Origin of the sequence: uncultured Cyclobacterium sp. (assembly GCF_963977555.1) — a bacterium.
Taxonomy (GTDB): Bacteria; Bacteroidota; Bacteroidia; order Cytophagales; family Cyclobacteriaceae; genus Cyclobacterium.
In genome coordinates this window covers 512,026-535,601 of record NZ_CAXBPD010000001.1, presented here as the reverse complement: position 1 = coordinate 535,601, position 23,576 = coordinate 512,026, and the positions used below count along the sequence as shown (strand labels likewise).

At 38.0% G+C, this 23,576-nt stretch carries 18 protein-coding genes; 12 read left to right on the top strand and 6 right to left on the bottom strand.

Going from position 1 to position 23,576, the window contains the following annotated elements; all coding sequences use genetic code 11:
- Positions 1-29 precede the first annotated feature (29 nt).
- Positions 30-1,343, top strand: a complete 1,314-nt coding sequence (gene xylA, locus AAC073_RS01935) for a xylose isomerase (RefSeq protein WP_339922143.1) — start codon at positions 30-32, stop codon at positions 1,341-1,343.
- An 81-nt stretch (positions 1,344-1,424) separates the two neighbouring features.
- Here the strand turns inward: xylA and AAC073_RS01930 are convergent, their stop codons facing one another.
- Positions 1,425-2,843: a tagaturonate reductase gene (locus tag AAC073_RS01930; RefSeq protein WP_339922142.1), complete on the bottom strand. Its 1,419-nt coding sequence runs from the start codon at positions 2,841-2,843 to the stop codon at positions 1,425-1,427.
- A 990-nt stretch (positions 2,844-3,833) separates the two neighbouring features.
- Between AAC073_RS01930 and AAC073_RS01925 the strand changes: the two genes are divergently transcribed.
- The 6 genes from AAC073_RS01925 to AAC073_RS01900 all read left to right on the top strand — a co-directional run bounded on the left by AAC073_RS01925 (position 3,834) and on the right by AAC073_RS01900 (position 12,365).
- Positions 3,834-5,246 carry a putative oxidoreductase C-terminal domain-containing protein gene (locus tag AAC073_RS01925; RefSeq protein ID WP_339922141.1) on the top strand — a complete coding sequence of 471 codons (1,413 nt, stop codon included), beginning with the start codon at positions 3,834-3,836 and terminating at the stop codon, positions 5,244-5,246.
- A 27-nt stretch (positions 5,247-5,273) separates the two neighbouring features.
- Entirely contained in the window at positions 5,274-6,542 is a 1,269-nt protein-coding gene (locus AAC073_RS01920; protein ID WP_339922140.1) for a prolyl oligopeptidase family serine peptidase, read from the top strand.
- A gap of 10 nt (positions 6,543-6,552) precedes the next feature.
- Positions 6,553-7,749, top strand: coding sequence for an acetylxylan esterase (locus AAC073_RS01915; RefSeq protein ID WP_339922139.1), 1,197 nt, complete (start codon positions 6,553-6,555; stop codon positions 7,747-7,749).
- Between the two features lie 10 nt (positions 7,750-7,759).
- Entirely contained in the window at positions 7,760-8,647 is an 888-nt protein-coding gene (locus AAC073_RS01910; protein ID WP_339922138.1) for a TIM barrel protein, read from the top strand.
- Between the two features lie 32 nt (positions 8,648-8,679).
- Entirely contained in the window at positions 8,680-10,053 is a 1,374-nt protein-coding gene (locus AAC073_RS01905; protein ID WP_339922137.1) for a Gfo/Idh/MocA family oxidoreductase, read from the top strand.
- 215 nt (positions 10,054-10,268) lie between these two features.
- Positions 10,269-12,365 carry an acetylxylan esterase gene (locus tag AAC073_RS01900; protein WP_339922136.1) on the top strand — a complete coding sequence of 699 codons (2,097 nt, stop codon included), beginning with the start codon at positions 10,269-10,271 and terminating at the stop codon, positions 12,363-12,365.
- A gap of 166 nt (positions 12,366-12,531) precedes the next feature.
- On the opposite strand, the gene fbaA is transcribed toward AAC073_RS01900, so the two are convergent.
- The gene (fbaA, locus tag AAC073_RS01895) at positions 12,532-13,593 is read right to left on the bottom strand and encodes a class II fructose-bisphosphate aldolase (protein ID WP_339922135.1); all 1,062 of its coding nucleotides are present in this window, start codon (positions 13,591-13,593) and stop codon (positions 12,532-12,534) included.
- Positions 13,594-13,793: 200 nt separating this feature from the next.
- On the opposite strand from fbaA, the gene AAC073_RS01890 reads away from it, so the two are divergent.
- On the top strand, positions 13,794-14,651 hold the full coding sequence (locus AAC073_RS01890) for an ABC transporter substrate-binding protein (protein ID WP_339922134.1): 858 nt from the start codon (positions 13,794-13,796) through the stop codon (positions 14,649-14,651).
- Between the two features lie 125 nt (positions 14,652-14,776).
- Here AAC073_RS01890 and AAC073_RS01885 read toward each other — a convergent pair whose 3' ends face one another.
- The gene (locus AAC073_RS01885; protein ID WP_339922133.1) at positions 14,777-15,568 is read right to left on the bottom strand and encodes an NIPSNAP family protein; all 792 of its coding nucleotides are present in this window, start codon (positions 15,566-15,568) and stop codon (positions 14,777-14,779) included.
- A gap of 174 nt (positions 15,569-15,742) precedes the next feature.
- Here AAC073_RS01885 and AAC073_RS01880 point away from each other — a divergent pair, with 174 nt between their 5' ends.
- The 3 genes from AAC073_RS01880 (at position 15,743) to AAC073_RS01870 (ending at position 18,548) form a co-directional block, all read left to right on the top strand.
- Positions 15,743-16,690, top strand: a complete 948-nt coding sequence (locus AAC073_RS01880; protein WP_339922132.1) for a UDP-glucuronic acid decarboxylase family protein — start codon at positions 15,743-15,745, stop codon at positions 16,688-16,690.
- A gap of 258 nt (positions 16,691-16,948) precedes the next feature.
- Positions 16,949-17,356, top strand: coding sequence for a response regulator transcription factor (locus AAC073_RS01875; protein WP_339922131.1), 408 nt, complete (start codon positions 16,949-16,951; stop codon positions 17,354-17,356).
- Positions 17,349-18,548, top strand: a complete 1,200-nt coding sequence (locus AAC073_RS01870; RefSeq protein WP_339922130.1) for a sugar transferase — start codon at positions 17,349-17,351, stop codon at positions 18,546-18,548. Before AAC073_RS01875 ends, AAC073_RS01870 begins: the two co-directional genes overlap by 8 nt.
- On the opposite strand, the gene AAC073_RS01865 is transcribed toward AAC073_RS01870, so the two are convergent.
- Entirely contained in the window at positions 18,545-19,771 is a 1,227-nt protein-coding gene (locus AAC073_RS01865) for a glycosyltransferase (protein WP_339922129.1), read from the bottom strand. The two genes, AAC073_RS01870 and AAC073_RS01865, sit on opposite strands and share 4 nt — an antisense overlap.
- A gap of 146 nt (positions 19,772-19,917) precedes the next feature.
- Between AAC073_RS01865 and AAC073_RS01860 the strand changes: the two genes are divergently transcribed.
- Positions 19,918-21,087 (top strand): glycosyltransferase, encoded by a 1,170-nt coding sequence (locus AAC073_RS01860; RefSeq protein ID WP_339922128.1) that lies wholly within the window; start codon positions 19,918-19,920, stop codon positions 21,085-21,087.
- Positions 21,088-21,109: 22 nt separating this feature from the next.
- On the opposite strand, the gene AAC073_RS01855 is transcribed toward AAC073_RS01860, so the two are convergent.
- Both AAC073_RS01855 and AAC073_RS01850 read right to left on the bottom strand, forming a co-directional pair.
- Complete coding sequence (locus AAC073_RS01855; protein WP_339922127.1) at positions 21,110-22,438, bottom strand: oligosaccharide flippase family protein; 1,329 nt, start codon at positions 22,436-22,438, stop codon at positions 21,110-21,112.
- Entirely contained in the window at positions 22,435-23,568 is a 1,134-nt protein-coding gene (locus AAC073_RS01850; RefSeq protein ID WP_339922126.1) for a glycosyltransferase family 1 protein, read from the bottom strand. Before AAC073_RS01850 ends, AAC073_RS01855 begins: the two co-directional genes overlap by 4 nt.
- Positions 23,569-23,576 lie beyond the last annotated feature (8 nt).

Sequence of the window (23,576 nt, the reverse complement as noted above, 5' to 3'; positions counted from 1 at the left end):
CTTATCTAAAACCTAACAAAAATACAATTATGTCAGATTTGTTTTTTCCTGAAATTGATAAAATTAAGTTTGAAGGAAAGGATTCTAAAAATCCATTGGCTTTCAAATATTACGATGAAAACCGTGTTATTGGAGGTAAATCGATGAAGGAGCATTTTCGTTTTGCAATCGCTTATTGGCACTCATTCTGCGCTACGGGAAATGACCCATTTGGGCCAGGGACAATCGTTCACAAATGGGATAAATCCAATGACCCGATTCAAAGGGCTAAAGATAAAATGGATGCAGCATTTGAGTTTATTCAAAAAATTGGCGCTCCATTTTATTGTTTCCATGACATAGACCTTATCGATGAAGGGGACAGCATTGCTACCTATGAGAAGCATATGGGAGCTATCGTTGATTATGCCAAACAGAAACAAAAGGAAACAGAAATAAAATTACTTTGGGGAACAGCTAATGTTTTTAGCCACCCAAGATACATGAATGGAGCAGCCACCAACCCAGATTTCGATGTGGTAAGTAGAGCAGCCACACAAGTAAAAAATGCCATAGATGCTACAATTGAGCTTGGAGGTGAAAATTATGTTTTCTGGGGAGGTAGAGAAGGTTATATGTCTTTGCTAAACACCGACATGAAAAGGGAAACAGAGCATTTGGCTCAATTCTTAACCATGGCCAGAGACTATGGTAGAAAACAAGGGTTTAAAGGTACTTTCTTGATCGAACCCAAACCCATGGAGCCAACCAAACACCAATATGACTATGATGCCGCTACTGTTATTGGTTTCCTTAGACATTTTGGATTGGACAAGGACTTTAAATTAAATCTTGAGGTTAATCATGCAACACTTGCAGGACATACTTTTCAGCATGAATTGCAAGTAGCGATGGATGCTGGACTTCTAGGCAGTATAGATGCCAATAGGGGAGATTACCAAAATGGTTGGGATACCGATCAGTTTGCAATAAACTTACAGGAGCTCACCGAAGCAATGTTAGTATTGTTGCAAGGTCCTGGTTTTTCCTCTGGTGGAGTCAATTTTGATGCTAAAATCCGAAGAAATTCAACTGACCTGAATGATCTTTTCCATGCACATGTTGGTAGTATGGATGCATTTGCAAGAAGTTTACTTATCGCGAGTGATATCATGGAAAAGTCAGATTATCAATCCCTAAGGAAGCAACGTTACAGCTCCTTCGACGGAGGAAAAGGAAAAGATTTCGAAACAGGCAAACTTGATTTGGAGGCTTTGAGAAATCATGCATTGGAAATTGGCGACCCAAAAATGATCAGTGGGAAACAAGAGATGTACGAAAATATCTTGAATCAATATATCTAAAAGAAGAGAATCATTGGTTTTAAAAAAAGCTGCTTAGATTCTAAGCAGCTTTTTTTATGCTTAGTTTTTACAGGAAATTTTTTACGCTAGCTTTTCTTGTGCCAAAAGTACCTTTACTTCTTTTATCAGTGCTTCGCTAAGTCCGTACACCAGGTTAAGGTCTTGATCCCAAAATTCCACCTTTGCCAAAACACTTTCTACAACTACTTCAGGTGTTTTAATCTTCCAAACTTGATCAAAATATTTAACTATCTCAGCTTTGTCTTTAATCGGGGTAATTTCACCATTATAGTGCCCTCTGTAATAAACAATCATCGCTGCAAACGCTTGAACCATACCTGTAGGGATTTTATCTTTTTTATTGATATAGTCTAGCAAGGATGGCAATACCCTGACTTTCCATTTGGAAATAGAATTCAATGCAATGTCACTGAGCTTGTGTTTGATAAATGGGTTTCTGAAGCGGTCAAGGACATCTTCAGCAAAAGGTGTTAGGTTTTCAGTAGGTTGGTCCATTGATGGGATTATTTCATCAAAGATAACTTTCTGAAGATAATTGCTTGTGCTCTCATTCTCCATTGCATCCTTCACTAGCCTAATCCCTTTAAGGTAAGCTACAGGCACTAGGCAAGTATGGGCACCATTTAGAATACGTACTTTTCTAGTTCTAAAAGGAGCAATATTTTTCACAAAAAGAACATTAAAATCTGTACTGTCAAGAGGCAATTCGGTATTCAACCAATCTGGGCCCTCTATTGCCCAAAAATGAAAGGGCTCAGCCATAACCATTTGTTCATCTTTAAATCCAATTTGGGTTTGAATATCGTTGCCATTGCCCAAGGGATAACCCGGGACAATTCTGTCTACTAGAGTGTTGCAGAAAGTGTTGTGTTTGACAATCCAATCTTCAAATGACCCTGGGAGTTCCCATAGGTTGATGTATCTGAGGATGTTGTCCTTTAGTTTTTTACCATTATTGTCTACCAACTCACAAGGAATCATTACCAGACCTTTTTGCGGATCACCTTTGAAATGCTGGAACCGTTTATAGAGTAATGCCGTCAATTTACCTGGGAAGGATTCAGGTGCTGTCGCCCAATCTTTGTCCTCTTCATCAAAATATATTCCCGCTTCAGTAGTATTGGAAATTACAAATCTTAAATCGGGCGATTTTGCAAGGTCTAAATAAGCCCTGTAATCTATAAAAGGATTTACAGCACCCCTTACTGATTGTATGAGTCTGTTTTCTTCTATCGTTTTGCCTTTGCTTACTCCTCTGGTTATAATATGGTATAAGCCTTCCTGGTCATTAATTCCTTCCGCTGGCTTTCGGCTATGTACCTGCACCATCTGAATGTCCCCATTAAATGATGTTTTTTCGTTAAGGACGTCTATCATCCAATCAGCAAATCCCCTTAAAAAATTCCCTGTTCCAAATTGGATAACTCTCAATGGACGAGAAACAGTTGTTGGGATATTTTGTCTATTTAATAGTTTCATGCTTTACTTAAAATTAGTATAATTAATGTGGTTTGGAAATAATTTTCGCTTGTGCTTTAGCAAGCAATCTTATAGTTGTGATATTTTAATCCTATGGATAGTGGTAATTGAAGAGGGGTAATAAAGGATGTAATGGTTTCATTTTGTATTTGTTAAAGACCTTTGAATTTAGAAAATCTCAAGTCATTTTAAACCAAGATCTGAAATGGGATTACAATGTCATAAATACTAAGGAAATATCGCACCATAGTAATTATTTTTTTCAAAAGTTGCGATTCGCCTCACTACCCCCAATAATATGCCTATGCTGTATATTATAGCAAACTTTAATCAAATACTATACCACTATTAAACATAATCTACCTGTAAATTTTACTTAAAATCGAATGTTAAAATAAGTAACGTATATCCGTTAAATGAAGTCAATATTTATAGCTAAAAAAGGGAGATTTTAATCTCAAATGGATACAACATGTATATTCCTGAGCTTATTTAGGTATAAGCTCCCACCCTTTAAGCTTTTCTTTGGTATTAATTAAATAGTTAGCAATATAAAAAGTATTTGATGATAGTAGGTCTCAAAAATTCCTCTTTTTCTCAGTAGGGAATATCTTTATTTATTGTTAAGCCCTAGATTGAATGGATTTTCAAATCTGGACGATTCTGCTAAACTTACTACCAACCTAGTTATTAAAATCCTATTCAATTTTCATGACAGTGCGCAGAAATGATGGATTCCGGTTATTTTTCAATCTATAATTGCTAAAATGATTGTTTTAGTGGTTACCATTCAATACCATTTATAACGAATTATTGGTTCTTATGCATTTAATGCAATTGCTTGCGCTAATATTTGTTTTATTCTCCTTTAATATTCTTTATATTTAATCCCTTGATGGTTTTTCTTGCTGTTCTTTTTTGAACAATAAATGGATCTTCTTGAATCAAAATAGATTACCTAATTCTAATTAATTACCAAAACCAAATATTATGAGATTCAATAGTAAATTTTGGTCACCTTTTGCTGCCTCAATTTTGCTTTTATCAGTATCATGTTCCAACGAAAAAAATGTGGAAGAAGAAGTAAATACTACCTTCACTGGTGGGAAAGACGAAATTAAACTAATCACCCTAGATCCAGGACATTTTCATGCACACCTTGTGGTGAAATCCATGTATGATCAAGTAGATCCTAAGATTTTCGTTTATGCACCTGATGGACCCGAATTAACGTCGTATTTAAAATCCGTAGAAAGCTACAATACCCGTGAAGAAGATCCCACAAGCTGGGAACTAGAAGTATATAAAGGGGACGACTACCTTCAGAAAATGCTTAGTGAAAAGAAGGGTAATGTAATGCTAACCGCTGGCAACAACAAAGAAAAAACTGCTAATATTAAGGCGACCATTGAAGCTGGAATAAATGTGTTGGCGGATAAGCCGATGGCAATAGATGCAGCAGGTTTTGAAACACTCAAGGAGGCATTTGAATTGGCAGAAAAAAACGATGTCCTTTTATTTGACATCATGACTGAACGATTTGAGATTTCTACCATTCTTCAAAGAGAGTTTTCTCTAATTCCAGAAGTGTTTGGACAAATGGAGAAAGGAACCGTCGAAAATCCTGCCATCACTAAGGAGAGTATCCACCATTTTTACAAGCAAGTTGCTGGAAAGCCTTTGACCAGACCAGGATGGTTTTATGATGTCAATCAGCAGGGCAATGGTATTGTTGATGTGACTACACACTTGGTAGATTTGGTTCAATGGGAAAGTTTTCCAGGCAAGGTCATTAATTATGAAACAGACATCGAAATGATCAATGCCAAGAGATGGACGACTGACCTTACTCTAGAGGAGTTTACTAGCTCTACCGGTCTTAAAGAATTCCCTGACTACCTTCAGCCAGTGGTATCTGATGGTTTATTAAAAGTGTACGGCAATGGCGAAATTAATTACAAGATCAATGGCGTTCACGCAAAAGTGTCTGTGATCTGGAATTACAAAGCTCCTGAAGGTTCTGCTGACACCCATTATTCTATTATGAGAGGAACCAAAGCTAATTTGGTTATCAGACAGGATGCAGAAGAAAAATACAAGCCTGAATTATACATAGAACCCGTTGAAGGTCAGGATTTGGCTGAATTTGAAGAGAATGTAACCAAACAAGTAAAAGTGCTTGCTGCTACATTTAAAGATTTGGATGTTGTGAAAGTGGAAGGAAAAAATTCTTGGAGAATTATAATCCCACAAGCTTACAGACATGGACATGAAGATCATTTTAGAGAAGTTACCGAAACCTACATCAAATACTTAAAAGAAGGTAAGCTACCAGATTGGGAAGTTCCTAATATGTTGGCCAAATACTATGTGACTACACAGGCTTTAGAATTGGCCAAATAATAATTTACTACTAAAAAATAAAAGCGGATGAAAAAGCAAAGGAGGGACTTTATTAAAACTGCTGGATTGGCAGGTTTTGGTTTAGCAGGAGGCGTAATATCTCCTCAAACTTTCGCTTCTTCATCTGCAATTAACGACTTTGCCATGACCAAAAGTGACCTAAGTATTGTCGGTCCTTATGGCCCCTGGGCCAATGGGTTGATAAGCAAAGAATTGCCCTCGCTTTCATTTAGAAACGAGCGATTCAAAGCGCTTGATTCTTGGAAAAAGGAGGCCATGGAGGTGGCTAAAGAACGCCTTGGAATTCCTGATATAGGGCCTTTACCCGAAGTGACCATACATGATACTTATGTCAATGATGGGTTGCATTTCGAGGAAATCAGTTGGCAATTGCCCTATGGTAATCCTACGAAAGCCTTGGTGATTAAGCCGGCAGGCGTAAAAGGTAAGTTACCAGCCATATTGGCTTTTCATGATCATGGGGGAAACAAATATTTCGGCGTAAGAAAAATTACCCGAACAGGAAAAGAACAGCATCCACTAATGGTGGAACATCAGGATCATTACTATGAGGGTAAAGCCTGGGCCAATGAAATGGCCAAGAGAGGGTATGTGGTAATTGTGCCTGATTCCTTCACCTTTGCCAGTCGCCGAGTACTTTTGGAGGAAGTGCCTGAGAACCGCAGGGGAGGCTTAACAGATGAAAACCCAGAAAAAGAAGAAAACATTGCAGCTTACAATAAATGGGCTTCAGACCATGAACACATCATGGCCAAATCCTTGTTTTGTGGTGGTACAAGCTGGCCAGCAGTGTTTTTTGCAGAAGACCAAATCGCATTGGAAATTCTACTTGCAAGAAAAGATGTAGATCCAGACAGAGTAGGCTGTGGAGGCCTTTCTGGTGGTGGTTTGCGAACGGTGATGATGGGGGGGTTAGACCATAGAATCAAATGTGCGGTCTGTGTGGGTTTTATGAGTACATGGACAGATTTTTTATTAAACCGAGCCTATACGCACACCTGGATGGCGTATGTGCCAAGGCTACCCAATGAATTGGATTTCCCGGAAATTTTAGGCTTGCGTGTTCCATTGCCCACATTGGTGCTTAATGATAGTGAAGATCAATTGTACACCCTTCCAGAAATGCAAAAAGCAGATAAAATTCTGGAGGCGGTTTTTGATAAAGCAGGAGCAAAAGAAAATTACAAAGCTTCCTATTACCCCGGACCTCACAAGTTTGACCAAGCCATGCAAAAAGAGGCTTTTGAGTGGTGGGATCAGTGGTTAAAAATTTAACTATTTCCTTATGAAAAACACCTTACTTATGAATTCAAATTGGTATTTAACAGCAATTTTGATTATGGTTTTCACCTTTCCCAAGGCAGTAACTGCACAAAGTGCCGACGCTGACATGCTTTGTGTAGGGGATCATTGGACAGAGGCAGAAGGAGCTTCCTTTCTTCAAAAAGAAAAGGAAAAATACAGTACTGAAAAAGCTTGGGACAAAAGAGCCGCAGCGATTAGGAAACAAATTCTAAAAGGGACAGATCTTGTGAAAATGCCTAAAAAATCCCCATTAAAACCAATAATGGGTGAGATTAGAAAATTTGACGGCTATGTGGTCCAAAACATTGCTTTCGAAAGTTTACCGGGGGTATTTGTGACGGGTAGTTTGTATATGCCTAATGAAAATCCAGGTAAATTACCAGGTATCATTAGTCCTCATGGCCACTGGACAAAGCCTGGCGATGTGGGAAGATTCAGGCCTGATGCGCAAAAAAGATTTGCTTCTATGGCCAGAATGGGTGCCATAGTTTGGGCATATGATGCTGTTGGTTATGGTCAATTGGGAGAAATGGGCTGGGAACACAGAGAAGGTGATGTACTTAAATTGCAATTGTGGAACAGTATCAGAAGTGTGGATTTTATACTTTCATTAGGTGCTGATCCTGATAGATTGGCAGTTACAGGAGCTTCAGGTGGAGGAACGCAATCATTTCTTTTGGCAGCAGTAGACGATAGAATCGATGTTTCAGCACCAGTAGTCATGGTTTCGGCTCATTTTTTCGGTGGATGTGAGTGTGAAAGTGGCATGCCAATTCATAAAGGAAAAAACTTTCAAACCAATAATGTAGAGATTGCAGGAGTATTTGCACCAAAACCACTTTTATTGACCTCTGTAGGTGGAGACTGGACCAAGAACACCCCGAATGTCGAATATCCATTCCTCCAATACATTTATGGGTTAAAAGGTAAAACTGATAAGGTTGAAAACAAACATATCCCTGAGGACAACCATGGTTATGATGAAAAGAAAAGAAAAGCTGTATATCCTTTTTTAGCTGAGAATTTAAAATTGGATCTTTCAAAAGCCATGTACAGTGATGGCCGTTTAAAAGAAGAAGCAGTTACAGTAGAAGATCAAAAAGCATTGTATCCTTTCAATGATAAGAATCCTTTCCCTGCCTATGGTATTACTTCCATAGATAAAATAAAATGGTAAACCCAAAACAATGAACAACGATCAAAATAATCGAAGAGAATTTCTTAAGAAAAGCCTTATATCCGGTATAGCACTCAGCAGTATGGGAGCAACTTGGGCGAGTCCAGCAGTACCAAGAGCGGCTTCTATGAAGTTGGGTTTGGTGACTTATCTGTGGGGAAAAGACTGGGCTTTACCCCAACTTATATCCAACTGTGAAAAAGCAGGTTATGAAGGAGTAGAGCTTCGGACACAACATGCCCATGGCGTAGAAACGAATCTTAGCAAAAAGGAACGGAAAGAAGTTAAAAAGAGGTTCAAAGGCAGTTCAGTGACATGCGTTGGATACGGGAGTAATTATGAATACCATAGTGCTGATCCTGCAGAGTTGGCTGCAAATATTAGAGATACCAAAGCATACATAAAACTTTGTCATGACATAGGTGCTACTGGAATTAAAGTAAAACCCAATAGACTTCCAGAAGAAGTGCCTAGAGAAAAAACCATCGCTCAAATTGCTAAATCCTTTAGCGAGGTAGGTGATTATGCTAAAGACTATGGTCAGTTGGTACGGGTAGAAGTGCATGGAAAAGTTACCCAACAGCTTCCGGTGATGAAAGAAATATTTGATCAGGTAACCTCTTCTAATGTTAAAATTTGTTGGAATAGCAACAATACGGATTTAATGGAGCCAGGACTAGAGGGGAATTTTGATATGGTCAAGCAATGGCTAGGAGATACGACACATATCAGGGCATTTGATGAAAATGATTATCCTTTTCAAGAACTTCTCAAGTTGATGAATCAAGCTGATTACAATGGATGGATATTAATAGAAGCACATAGTGATCCAGCTGATAAATTGGCAGCAATGATTACCCAAAAGGAAACATTTGATAGGTTACTGAAAACCCTATAGGATAGAAAACCAAAATTATTCAAAAAATTGAAATGACGGAAAGAAGAGATTTTATCAAAAAGAGCCTTTTGGGAAGTGCTGGACTGGCAGTAGCAGGGATGACCATGAGTGCCAAATCCTATGGCAATATTTTAGGTGCCAATGACCGGATACAGATTGGTATGATCGGTATAAGAGGCCAAGGAACCAACCATATCAACCAATATTGTAAGCTCAAGGATAGCCGGAATGTGGTCATCAAAACATTGTGTGATACTGATGAAAATACCTGGGCAGAAAAAGTGAAACTGGTGAAAGATTCTGTAGGGGATAAGCCCAACACAGAATGGGACATGCGGAAGGTGTTAGACGATCCAGAAATTGATGCCGTATCATTTGCTACACCAAACCATTGGCATGCACTCGGAACCATTTGGGCATGTCAAGCAGGGAAACACGTTTATGTTGAAAAACCTGCAAGCCATAATGTGTTTGAAGGCAGGAAGATGATTGAAGCGGCCAGAAAATACAATAGAGTGGTTCAGGTAGGTTTTCAAAATAGGTCAATTGAGAATGTACAAGATGCTATGAAATTTCTTCATGAAGGCAATATAGGTGAAGTTTACATGGCCAGAGGCTTGTGTTACAAACCAAGGAATAGTTTCGGTATTGCCAAGGACAGTGCTCCTCCTGAAGGATTGCACTACGACATGTGGCTTGGGCCTGCGCCGTATAGAGCATATAATGAGAAAAAGGGACATTATAACTGGCACTGGCACTGGGATACAGGAAACGGTGACACTGGAAACCAAGGGCCGCACCAATTTGATGTTGCTCGCTGGGGATTGAATAAAAATGAGCATCCCGTATCTGTATTTTCATCAGGAGCCATTTATGGCATATCTCCCAAAGAATGCTCGCAGGAAACCCCCAATACCCAGACTTCCATCTTTAAATATGAAGATGGCAAAACTTTAGAATTTGAAACCCGCGGAAGGTATACCAATGGAGAATCTAGCCTCGGCACCAAAATTGGGAACATCTTTTATGGAACAGATGGGTACCTGGAGCTTGACGGTGGTACCTGGAAAGCTTTCCGCACGGATGAGAAAGAACCGTTTGCTACCTCCCAAATGGCTAAATCAGAAGTTTCCAGTAGCAATGTGTTGGTAGCTGCTCCAGGTGGTGCCGAACACTACGCTAATTTCCTTGACAGTGTGAGGGCAGGAAACAATGAAAGATTGAATTGTGATATTAGAGAGGGGTATTACTCTTCTGCTTTGCCGCAGATAGCTAACATTTCTTATCGTTTAGAGAGAGGGCTTAAGTTCATGGGAGAATATGAGAAATTTGCCAACGACACTGAGGCAGATACCATGCTCACAAGACCTAGTCGACCTCCTTACGTGGTCCCAGATCAAGTATAAATTTTAAGCACAAAGGCCTCAGGATTTGGTCTTTTGGTTATTACGATTAATTAGGAAGGTTTTTTCTTTTAAAATGAAAGAAAAAACCTTCCGTTTTTAAATCATTCTTGCTCTCAAATTAATAACCACAGTTGATATTTAATTAAATAATTTTTATACAAACGACTACTGGTTTTGAAAACCCTTAGTACCATTTTATTACAAACCTTCTTCAAATGAAAAACATACCACTGACACTATTGCTTTTTTTAGGCTTGTCTACTATCGGGTTTGCTCAAGAAGACCTAACAGTGATACAATCTCACTGGGTTAACTTCACCGATGGTCCCAATGCCCTCTACAAACACCAAAGCCAACAAGCACTTGAAATGCTTGAAAAAAGAGAAAAGGCAATTTCTTCCATCTCTTCCTTGAACGAATGGAAAGACTGGCAAGCCACAGCTAAAGACAAACTGATGGAGGTCGTAGGACCATTTCCTGAAAAAACACCTTTAAACCCAAAAGTTACAGCAAAGCATAAAGGTGATGGATATAAATTGGAAAACATTGTATTTGAGTCCCGCCCGGGATTTTATGTAAGTGGTACACTGTTTATTCCGGATGGAGTGAAGGGAAAAACACCGACCATTATTTATTGCTCAGGGCATACTCCATTGGCTTATAGAGCTCCAACTTATCAGCATGTAATACTTAATCTGGTGAAAAAAGGGTTTGTGGTTTTTGGCTTTGACCCTGTTGGACAAGGAGAAAGATTGGAATATTTTGACCATGAAACCAATAAAGATTTGGTAGGTGGCCCGACCAAACAGCATTCCTATCCTGGTGCACAAGCATTTGTGGCAGGCTCTTCAGAAGCCCGACACATGATTTGGGATGGTATTAGGGTAGTTGATTACCTGTTGACCAGGAAGGAAGTAGACCCTGAAAGAATTGGAATCACTGGTAGGTCAGGAGGAGGAACACAGTCCTCTTATATCGCGGCCTTCGATGAAAGAATAAATGCTTCAGCTCCAGAAAATTATATTACCAATTTCAAGCGACTGATGCTAACCCATGGTCCTCAGGATGCAGAACAAAATTTTTACCATGCGATTGCAGAGGGTTTAGACCATCCTGATCTTATGATCGTCAGAGCTCCTAAACCCAACTTGCTAATCTCCACTACCCGTGACATGTTTAATATTGAAGGGGTTAGGGAAACTAGCAAGCAGGTTCAAAGAATTTATGATGCCTATGGCGTTTCCGAGAATTTTCAAAAAATTGAGGATGATGATGGACATGCCTCGACAAAGAAGAATAGAGAGCGAATGTATGCCTTCTTTAGAAAGCATCTTGATCTTCCAGGACCTGTGGAGGACCAAGATATCGACACACTAGATATGGAAGTATTGCAGGTTTCTCCTACAGGGCAGCTAGTGACCAGCTACAATGGCAAAACAACGTTTGAACTTAATAAGGAGGGATTGCAAGAATTGAAAGGCTCACTTAAAGAGAAAGTCGCCTGGGCCAAGAAACTTTCAGGCTATCAAAAGCCGGGAAAATTGTCAGAAACCATGATGGTGGGTAGGTTCCAACGAGATGGGTATACCATAGAAAAACACCTGTTGAAAGGAGAAGGTGACTACTGGTTGCCTTATCTATTGATGAAGCCAGACCATGCTACGGACAAAGCGGTTTTATATCTAGATCCATCTGGTAAAGCTGTTGATGCGGGTGTAGGTGGAGACATGGAGACTTTGGTGAAAGCGGGAGCCATGGTACTTGCTCCTGATCTTTTAAATACCGGAGAGATGGGCAATGGTGGTTTTAGAGGGGATGCCAATTTTGATGGAAATTCTTATAACCTTTGGTTTGAAAGTATTTTGATTGGAAGAAGTATTGTAGGGATTGATGCGGGTGATGCCAACCGCTTGGTAGCAATTTTACAGGAAAAAGAAGGTGCCAGAGAAGTAAAAGGAATTGCCAAAGGAGAAATGTCTTCCGTACTGCTCCATGCTGCCAATTTCAATACCTCCCTATCTTCTATAGCGTTGATAGATCCGATGAGTTCTTATAGAGGAATTGTAGCGTCTCACAAATATAATACTAGTGAAATCAATTATTCAGTAGCAGGTGCATTGAAACATTATGATTTACCAGATCTATTGGAAAATTTAAGCAATACCAATCCATTGGTTCTACATGAAAACACAGAAATAGAAAAAGAATTCTCGCTATTACCAGAGCGTGGAGGTATAGATAAAATCAAGTCTCATGCTGTAAAAAATGCAAACGATAGAAAAGCCTATTTGACAAAATGGCTTAACCCATAATAGTATTTAAGGGTAAAGGTTTAATTCGGTGGAATCTGATGACGAGATAAAAGGGCTCAGAAAAAGCAGATTTAGAAATACGGGTTAAAATTATCCTCAATACTATCAAACTAAAAAAGCTACCCAAAACGGGTAGCTTTTTTACGCTAATAGCAATTTTCTTACCTTAGTTTCTATCCAAAGCATTAAGCATATCAAAGGCAAGTTCTAATCTCTTACCAAAGTTTTCTTCACCTTTTCTAAGCCAAACCCTAGGGTCGTAAGACTTCTTATTTGGACTATCTGGTCCATCGGGATTTCCCAATTGGGTTTGAAGGTATCCTTCTTTGCTGTGGTAGTATTTTAATACACCTTCCCAGAAGGCCCACTGAAGGTCAGTATCAATGTTCATTTTTACAGAACCATAACCATTGGCTTCTCTGATCTCCTCTACAGTAGACCCTGATCCACCATGGAATACGAAGTTCACAGGTTTGCCAGTAGTTCCGAATTTTTCGTTGATATAATCTTGAGAGTTTTTCAAAATTATAGGTTTCAATGAAACATTACCCGGTTTGTAAACTCCGTGAACATTTCCGAAAGCTGCTGCTACAGTGAACAAGTCGTCCACTTTTTTCAACTCCTCATAAGCATAAGCTACTTCTTCAGGTTGCGTATATAGCTTGGAGCTATCGATTTCCGTATTGTCTACACCATCTTCTTCTCCACCAGTAACACCTAGCTCAATTTCAATTGCCATTTTAATTTTAGCAAATTCCTTGAAATATTTTACAGATGTTTCAATGTTTTCCTCAATAGACTCCTCGGACAAATCCAACATGTGAGAACTAAAAAGAGGTTTTTTATAAGCTTCGTAATAGGCTTTTCCTTCGGCAAGTAAGCCCTCTATCCAAGGAAGTAATTTCTTAGCTGCATGATCTGTATGCAATACTACAGGCACACCATATATTTCAGCCATTTTATGAACATGCAGGGCACCAGCAACACCACCAGCTATAGATGCTTGTTGTTTGTCATTAGGTAGGCCTTTACCAGCATAAAATTGAGCGCCACCGTTAGAAAACTGAATCATTACCGGGGAGTTGACCCTTTTTGCGGTTTCTAAAACAGCATTCACAGTGTTACTGTTGATACAGTTTACTGCAGGCATGGCAAATTCACTTTCTTTCGCATAGGCCAATAGGTCTTTAAGCTCTTCGCCGTACTTTACTCCAGGTTTGAATTTCATATTAAATAATTTATGGTTGTATTAAATATTGATCCTCCCCTCATCCAATGAAAGAAAGGTTTGGAACTCAAAGATATAAATAGTGCAGAACATTTGCCTTATGATTTGGTTGAAAAATACTTTTTTACCGAATATTTCATAAATTTCATGCCCAATTTTATTCGTTGGAAACTATAAAATTTCCTTTATATATTTGCTATATGGAAACGATAAGGATTACAGGAGTACCTGAACATTTTAATTATCCTTGGCAGCAGATGGTTAAAGACCAACCTTTTTTGGAGGATCAGGTTGAATTGGTTTGGGAAAATGAACCCAGAGGATCTGGCGCCATGAACAGTGCCATAAGAACTGGCGCTACAGATTTAGCCATCATTCTAACAGAAAGTTTTCTTAAGGACAAAGTTGAAGGGAATTCGGGGAAAATCATAGGCTATCACGTGAAATCCCCTTTAGTCTGGGGGATTCATGTCCCAAGTGCTTCTGAGGTACATCGTCCCAAAGATTTGGAGAATGCACCGTTTCTTGTGAGCAGGATGGGTTCAGGATCTCATCTAATGACCTACCTTCTAGCGAAAAAGGAAGGCTGGGATACGAAAAGCCTTAATTTTGATATTGTCAGCAATCTAGAAGGGGCCATTAATTCTTTTAAAGACAAAAAGACTAAGGGGTTTCTTTGGGAAAAATTTACCACAAAGCCATTGGTTGACGATGGACACTTTAGAAGGGTAGGAGAGATACCAACACCTTGGCCCTGCTTCGTAATCGTTGCTTCAGAGAAAATGTTAAATGAGAACAAAGGCTTGCTAAAGAAAATTCAGAAAGAAATATATCGTACCAACAAGCTGTTGATGGAGGACAAACAAAGCTTTGTATTGCCAATAAGTGTGGCCTATAAGCTTGACCAAAAGGATATTCAAGAATGGATGTCACAAACCAATTGGGCAACTGATGGTGAGGTGCCTGATAAGGATGTTATAACCACCCTAGATGCTTTGCTAAACCTTGGGTTAATAGATAAAAGGTTAGCACCAGATGAAATAATTGAAAAATTATAAATAAAAATTCTATGCACATGAGATTGTATGCAATGGCATTTTTGATTTCATACAATTACATCAAGGCATAAAAAAGGCCGATAATATTATAATATGATCGGCCTTTTATTGTGGAAAATTAAATTTTAGAAATCTGAGTAAGCAGTAGGTCTTAAAAGTCTTTTGTCATTTTTAGCTACAGTATTGTCATACTCGTTATTAGCCTTTAAAGCCAACCAAGCAGGGTAATCACTAAAAGTGGCCCAATGGGCGTCCCTATCTTCCATGTTTTCAAAGGCTGTCATATAGACCAGGTTAGGCATATTTGCACCAGCAATCGGCTCTCCATAAAATACGCCATTGAAATTCAATTCATCAAAAATATCGATTTCACCTTCATTAAACATTTTCACTTTCTGATTGTAAAGACGTTCTGTTGCTGATTCATAACTTCTTAATTCATAAATTCTTTCGCTTTTTGGAGCGCTTAGTTTGGGCAGGGCCATTCTGGTTCTAGTTTCAAAGGCTTGCAATAAAGAGGTTTCTATCCTGCTGAAAGAAGGATTATCGAAGGCAGCCTGAATATATTCTTTGCCATCCTCTTGATGTTTGGCATCTGTATTTAACTTTCTTTGGAACCTAAAAAAGTCTTTAGCATTCGTAAAGGGTAAAAAAACGTATATCTTTTTACCAGCATCTGGTTCTGAAGGCAAAGGCTTGAATACACCTACATGCGCTACCCCAGCTCTATGTGCTGCGGGGATAAAGGCATTTTCCAAATAGTTGTCAATTACTTTTTCTTGGCTTGAATTTTCGATATGGTACATTCTAATCTCATAGAGATCGCGCTTGCCATCTTGAGCAATCAATGTTGTAAAAGAACCTATGAAAAGTAGCGCTATAGTCAATAGCTTTAAAATGGGTAAATTGTTTGTCATGGTATTTTAAGGGTTTAAACGATTTTGTTGATAAAATTATTAAATAGATACATAAATTTAAGTAAATTATAGGCAACATTAAAAAAATGTTATTTGAATGGAGAATATATTATTATTTTTGGATATCAAATGCGCAGTAATAAATATTAAGTTTTTAACTAATTGTTTAATAAAATGAAAAGGATTTTAGTAACCGGTGGAGCCGGATTTTTAGGTAGCCATCTTTGTGATAAACTTTTGGGTGAAGGTCACGAAGTGATATGTGCCGACAACCTTTTTACAGGAAGAAGAAGAAACATTCACCACCTATTAGAGAATAAAAATTTCGAGTTTTTAAGGCATGATGTAACCCTTCCATTGTATGTAGAAGTGGATGAAATTTACAACCTAGCCTGTCCTGCCAGCCCTGTTCATTATCAGTTTGATCCAGTTCAAACCACAAAAACTAGTGTTATTGGTGCAATTAACATGTTGGGCCTTGCAAAGCGGTTGAAAATAAAGATTTTGCAGGCCAGTACCAGTGAAGTTTATGGGGACCCTGAAATTCATCCTCAACCAGAATCTTATAAAGGCAGTGTAAGTACGATTGGACCCCGGGCATGTTATGATGAAGGAAAAAGATGTGCTGAAACTTTGTTTTTTGATTACCATAGGCAGCATGAATTGAATATCAAGGTTATGCGGATTTTTAATACGTATGGACCAAGGATGCATCCAAATGATGGCAGGGTTGTAAGTAATTTTATTGTTCAGGCTTTAAAAGGAGAAGACATTACTATTTTTGGAGATGGAATGCAGACACGTAGTTTCGGATATGTGAGCGATTTAATTTCAGGAATGCATAAGTTGATGAACAGTGCGGACAGCGTGATTGGACCTATCAATATTGGTAATCCTGTTGAGTTTACAATGCTGGAATTGGCCGAAAATGTATTGGAACTTACTGGTTCTAAAAGCAAACTTAAATACATGCCTTTGCCCCAGGATGATCCTATGCAAAGAAAGCCCAACATAGATTTGGCGCGAAAAGAACTTAATTGGGAGCCAAAAGTACAATTAAAAGAAGGCTTAATTGAAACAATTAAGTATTTTGATCTTGTCTTGAAAGAGGACAACATATAGGTACCAAATTCATTTTAGCATTGTTCTTATTAAAGGACAATGCTATTTTCCAGCAATGCTTTATTTTTTTTTAAATACGAATTTTAGTTATTCAAATATTATATTTTGTATTTTATAAACTTCAGAGAATAATTGTTCCTTAATATTCCAAAACATTTGATTAAATAAGGAAATTAAATATTAAAACCTTTTTTTATATGAACGTTCGTTTTTACCTTTATTAGCAATATTAATAGGTTAAATTTTTATTCGGCAATTATGAAAAGTAAATATAAAATTTTTGGTATTGATGATGAACCTTCAGTTTTACTGATCATCCAGCACTATTTTAAAGAAAAGTTTGACGTTAAAGTATTTAATAAACCAGCAGATGCCATTTCAAACATGCAAGAAGGAGATTTGCCAGATATTATTATTTGTGACCTAAATATGCCTGAAATAAGCGGTTCAGAATTTGTCGGCCTTGTTCGTTCAAGCGGCTTTTTCTCTTCCATTCCTTTAATTGTTCTTTCTGCTACAGATTCTTCTGAAAAGAAAATCGATATTTTAAATCTTGGAGCAGATGATTTTATGGTTAAACCATTTAATCCCAAAGAACTAGAAGCGAGGATAAATTCAATTTTGAGAAGAACAGGAAAATTTGCAATCGAATCCATAAATGAATAAACAAACTAAAAAAATCGCATTGATTTCCGAGGACCCTAAGGTGATCGATGCAATTGAAAAGGCTGTTGGAGATGTCTTTGAAATTAATACTTTTTCTAACGGCATTATTTTTTACAACTCGCTTTCTACTTCATCAGATAGCTTTTGTTTGATCCTAAGTGATTCTACATTATTAGATGTACATGGGATCGCTTTAAAAAATACAATTGAAAAACTAGGTTTTGGGCACTTGCCATTTTTTATGATCGTGGATAAAGCCACGCCAACAGACATTTACAATGCCATTTCTAAGGGGGTTTCTGATTTTATTTTAAAGCCAATTAATGGAAGGAAATTAAAAACCCGACTGGAGTTTCAGATGAATCATCCAGTAATAAAAAAGAAGAATACTGAATACACGGCCCTAAAAGAATCTAAAACGCCATTTGTTAAAAGATTGTTTGATATTGTGGTGTGTAGTTTTATTCTTTTGGCCTTGCTACCACTATTTTTGATCGTAGCAATTTTAATTAAATTAGAATCAAGAGGTCCTGTGTTTTATTATTCTTATAGAGTAGGTACGGGCTACAATATTTTCAAATTTTACAAGTTCAGGTCAATGGACCCGGATGCAGATGCCAAACTGCAGCAACTTAAGCATCTTAACCAATACAATGATCCTGAAGAGGTGGAAGAAGAAGTCCAAGCTTCAACATCACTGAACGAAGTAAAGGAACTCTGCGAATTTTGTGAACAAGCAGGAGGTGGGTGTTTGCAGCCATTGTATGATGACAATAAAATGGTTTGTGAGAAAATACTTATGGCTAAAAATGACAGCAATAAGGACGCCGCTTTCATTAAAATCAAAGACGACCCAAGGGTGACACGTATTGGTAAATTTATAAGAAACACAAGTATAGACGAATTGCCTCAGTTATGGAATGTTTTAAGAGGCGACATGTCGCTTGTGGGCAATAGACCTTTGCCTCTTTATGAGGCTGAGAAAATTACTACTGACAAGTATTCACTCAGGTTTCTTGGTCCAGCTGGGATTACCGGGCTTTGGCAGGTAGAAAAACGAGGGAGAGGCGCCATGTCTGAAGAAGAACGATTGAGTCTTGACAATGATTACGTCAAAAATTTCAGTGTGTGGTTTGACATAAAAATTCTTCTAAGAACTATCCCAGCTTTGTTTCAAAGTGAAAATGTTTAGTCCACCAATAATTCCCAAAATAACTTAACACGCCCTTTCCAAGTGTTTTTCGAAGCCTCAAGAAATCTAAGTTCAGCTTTTTGACTTGTATCGGTTGCTAATTCGGTTGCAATAGCGCTATTAAACTCCTTGGATGTCTTTTCCAAGCTAATCAGTGGATGAAACAATTGAATGTCCTCTGAAAAGGGGGTCGCTACTATTGGTTTACCGGATGCTAGGTATTCATTGATTTTTAGCGGATAGATACTTTTTGTAACTTCGTTGCATAAAAAAGGCAATATCAAAAGCTGGAAATGCGCCAGATACTGGGGGAGTTGTTCTATTTTTTTAGGTCCTGTAAAGTACAAGTTTGGAATTTCATCCAGGTTTATAGTCGTGTGTCCATTATGATTTCTAGGGCCGACCATGACTATACTTTTATCTCGATTTGCCTCACATATACCTTTTATAAGATCATAATCCAGTCTATGGCAAATGTTTCCAGTATAACCGATTCTAGGTTGTGGGATCCTTTTGAGGTCTTCTGGGATTTCCAGTTGCTTTTCGTAAGCAGTTTTAAACAAATCAAAATCTGCGGCATTAGGAAAGTAGGACACCTTTTTTCCTGAAAGATTTTCCAGGTCTTTTTGCAGCATAAGGGAAGTTACAAGACTTTCATCTGCATTTCTAACAGCCTCTATTTCTTTTTGGGCACCATGCTTTCTCAAATACAATTCTAAAGCTCTGATATTGTCTCGGGATTGGTAAACATATGCCTTGGGTTTAAATTTTGTTGGTAATTTGTTTAAGTACAAAGGATTAAAAGAATTGAAGAAAATAAAATCTTTTTCACTAAGTTCTTTTAATGCTTTTTGTATTGATTTGGCTAATCTTCTGTCATTCCAATCTGAAAGTGTATTGTACAGCATTCCAGGAGGTAACCAATTTATTGGAAGCATCAAAGGAGGAGTCAATGCATAAAGAAAAGGGCTAAATTGAGGCAAAGGTTTAAGGCTATTCTTGCTCCAGATTAGGGCTTGTTTTCTTGCATAGACGGATGGTTTCTTACGCTCTTTGAAGTAATCCAATAGCGTAAAAGGATAGTCTACATAAATAACTTTTTGTGTTTGTGCAAAAGTTTTGGCCAGCGACCAGGAAGCTGATGAAAATTCTCCGTCCCACCGGGACATGCTAGTCATTACTATGGTAACCTTATCAAGCGTAAGGTTAGAAAAATCCTTCATAAAAAGCTGTTTTTTTTCTAAAATAATGAATGTTTTCCGCATTGGAAAGCTTAAATTTAGGTTTATATAAACCATTAATTTTTAAAGCTTTGATCTTATTTATTATTATTTCGTGTATTTGCAGTTTTTATCTTTTATTTCCATTATTGAGTACTGTTATTTCATTTTTTGGTAGTAAAATAAAGCTTAAAGAACCTGCCAACTCCGCCGATTTTGCTTGCGTGATAACGGTTTACAAGGAAAAAGATATTGCATGGCCTTTGGTTAGAGCTCTTTTGGCTCAGGATTACCCTCATTTCCACATATATTTAGTTGCCGATGGGATCACCGAAAATATGGATTCAATGGTACATGATAAGCTCACTTTGTATCAGCCAAGTCCTTTTTTAAATAGTAAGGTAGCTTCTTTGGGATTGGTGCTGGATAAAATGAAAGAGAGCCATAGTCATGTAGTAGTTTTTGATCCTGATAACCTGGTGCCAAGGCATTTCTTGAGGGTAATTAGTAAATTTCACGCAAGCGGATATATGGCGGTCCAAGGAAAAAGAATTGCTAAAAATATAGCTGGTACTTATGCTGCATTGGACGCATTGGGAGAGTATTACTATGATTTTGCTGTAAGAAATATTCCATTTCTACTCGGGTCATCTTCTACAATTGCCGGTTCTGGGATGTCTATTGAAAAAAATCTTTACAGTAAAAATATTGCTAAAGAGTTATTGGTATTGAAGGAACAAGGGGTGGTGGTAGCAGAAGATAAATCTTTGCAATCAGAACTTGTAGATCAAGGCCATAAAATTGCTTATGCAGCCGCAGCCATTATTTTTGATGAAAAAATTACTGCTGCGACTCAAATAGGTAGGCAAAGGGGACGATGGCTTAATAGTTATTTTGGACAACTGCCTGGAGCATTAAAGCTATTTGTAAATGGGGTCTTGAAATTTGATTGGAACCGTATTTATTTCGCCCTAATGACAGCTATGCCTCCCATGGTTTTTTTAGTTGGTACAAGTTGCTTATTGGCAATAGCTGCGTTATTTGTAAATTGGAGCTACTTCTTCCTTTTAGGGGGGAGCCTTGTGTTGTTTGCGTTAGGTTTCCTATTGCTATTGCTTCTTAATAAGACACCTCAAAAAGTGCTAAACGCCATACCTAAAATACCTCTATTTGTGTTAGGTCAAATCTCGGGAATGCTTAATATAAGGAAAGCCAATAAGGATTTTATGGCAACAACCCACAATGAAATTACTGAGATTGGGCCACTATGGGAGGCTAGAAAAAAGGAGTTTAAACACCTGGAAAAATTTTGGCAATAGCAGGCTTAAAATTATTTTGATTTTATTTCTTAAGCTTACTTTTTAAGGTGTGGAGCATGATTGGATAATTTTGAAATGCTTTGATCCAACAACGACCGAAATTTACTTCAATAAATTTGCTCAAAATGATATGCTTAATAACTGCAGTGATTAAAATGGCAAGTACTAATCCATAGGCCGCTCCCAATAAGCCGAACCATTGAATAAAAACCCAGCTAAATATGGCGCCATAAATGAAGGTGCCAAAAACCATAATCATGTTTACAAAAGGCTTACCTATTGCATCTAAGAATACGCCAGACTGTCTATCAAATGGCTTTATTAGTGCTAAAAAAGCCATAATTCTTAAAAATGGAACAGCGTCTAGATAGGCTTCGCCTGCAATGAGAAGAACGATATAATAGGCAAAAACTAGGCAAAATAGCCAAAAAGGAGCTGTAAGACTTAGCATCATTCCCAAAGTTTTCTCATAGATTTCTCCTACTAGGCCTGCTTGTTTTTTATCATGTGCCTCAGCTGCTTTTGGATAACTGATAGAGGCGATAGAGTTGACAGGTATTTCTACCATGTTCATTACTCTTCCAGCTGTGTTGGCCATTGCCACTTGCACTGGTGACAACAAAGCACCCAATAAAAATTTGTCCAGACTGTTTGTTAGCATGGATACAAGATTAGTTCCAAAGACATATTTCCCAAAATGGAAAATTCTGCTTAACCAGTATTTTTTTGCTTTGAAACTAAATTTAAAATATTTTCTAACCTGATATACTGACATAAGAGTAGCCAATGTAAAGGCGAGATTTTGGTACCAAGCCAATTCAGTCAAACTAAGCTTAGTATCAATTAGGTAGGCAAATAGAATAACCAAAAAGAAGGGCAGGCTTTTACTTATCCCAGCAAAAAAATAGGCTTTAAAATCATACTTTGCCTGCATAAGCACAATATTATGGGTGTGAAAAATCAACACAGGAAGCACTACAGCGTGAATTTTCAATAAATCGGCCAACCCTTCTGCATTTAAAAGTTGCTCTAATGGTTTAGCAAACAACCACAATAAAAGCACCATCAATAAGCTTAAAGCGGCATTTAACCAAATTGATGCGGTCTGAATTTTTGCTTGTATGGCATCGTTTTTACCTACAAGGAATTTTATCATCCCATTTTGAATGAATCCATTTCTGGCCATATCAATAATGGAGACTATAGTGATTAGTAATACCCAAATCCCAAATTCTTCCGGACTAAATACTCTTACCAAGAGCATGAATCCGATGAATCCGAGTAAAAAGTCTACCCCTCGGTGCATCATGGTGAAAAATCCTCCGGTAAGCCAATATTTCTTATCTGTCATTTGCGCGAATAAATTTCCTTATAGGCAGAAAGGGTATCCAAAGCTCCCTTTTTATAATCGAATAAAGGGGGTCTTAAAAACCCTCTTTGTATAAGCATGTTTCTTGACGCTGAATCGGACAAGGATTTCTGTATGGCTTTGCTAATAGCTGCAGGATTGAATGGGTCAACGATAATAGCGGCATCTCCAGCTACTTCAGGCATGGAGGAGGTATCGGAGGTGATTACAGGACAACCACAAGCCATGGCTTCTAGTATTGGAAGACCAAAGCTTTCTCTTAGAGATGGGTACAAAAACACTTTCGCTGCGCTGTAAATAGCAGGTAAATCTTCATTTGGAATATATCCTGTAAGGTGAATACTCGAAACCAAGTGTGGAGCTTTTATCTCTTCTAACATAGTTATCAGCACTTCTTTTCCAAAATCAGGCATTACTAAATCATGGTGTTCTATCCCTTTCTCTTCCAAAATGGCCAGGCTCTTAAGTACTCCCCTAAGGTTTTTCTTAGGATCCGTATTCCCCAGAAACAGGATGAAAGATTCGGGGAGATCATACTTCAATCGGATAGCTTCTTGTTTTTGGAGATCTTCTATTTTAAAATGATTGGCTACACCATTATAGATGACCTGAACCTCATTGTTTTCCAGTCCAAAGTGCGCTACAATTCTTTCCTGTTCGTAGTGAGAAACAGTGAATATCATGGCTGCTTTTTTTACCACTTTTGGTACATTCCATCGTCTGTATATATTGCCAAGCCGTTGGTACCAGGTTCCTTCTTTTAAATTGATTTTTTCAAGGTAAATGATATCGTGTAAGGTGATAAGCAAGGGTATTGAACAAGAAACTGGTGCTGTATTGCTAGTGCAGTGGAGAAGGTCTAAATGATAGGTCTTTATAGCTTTAGCAAGGTTTTTTTGTTCCCAAATAGGGTAGGGGGCTGGAGACAATGGGACAATTTTAAAATTGCTTGTTTCCTTTATGGCTGAAGGGTCCTCAGTATCATTTACAAAAATAAAATATTCATTTTCGGTGTCCAGTTGTTGCAGGTTTCTTATCAGGGCAAGGGCTACCATGTCCATGCCATGCTTTTTCTTTCTAAAAATACGTTGTGCTTCTATGCCTATTCTCATCGTTAGGT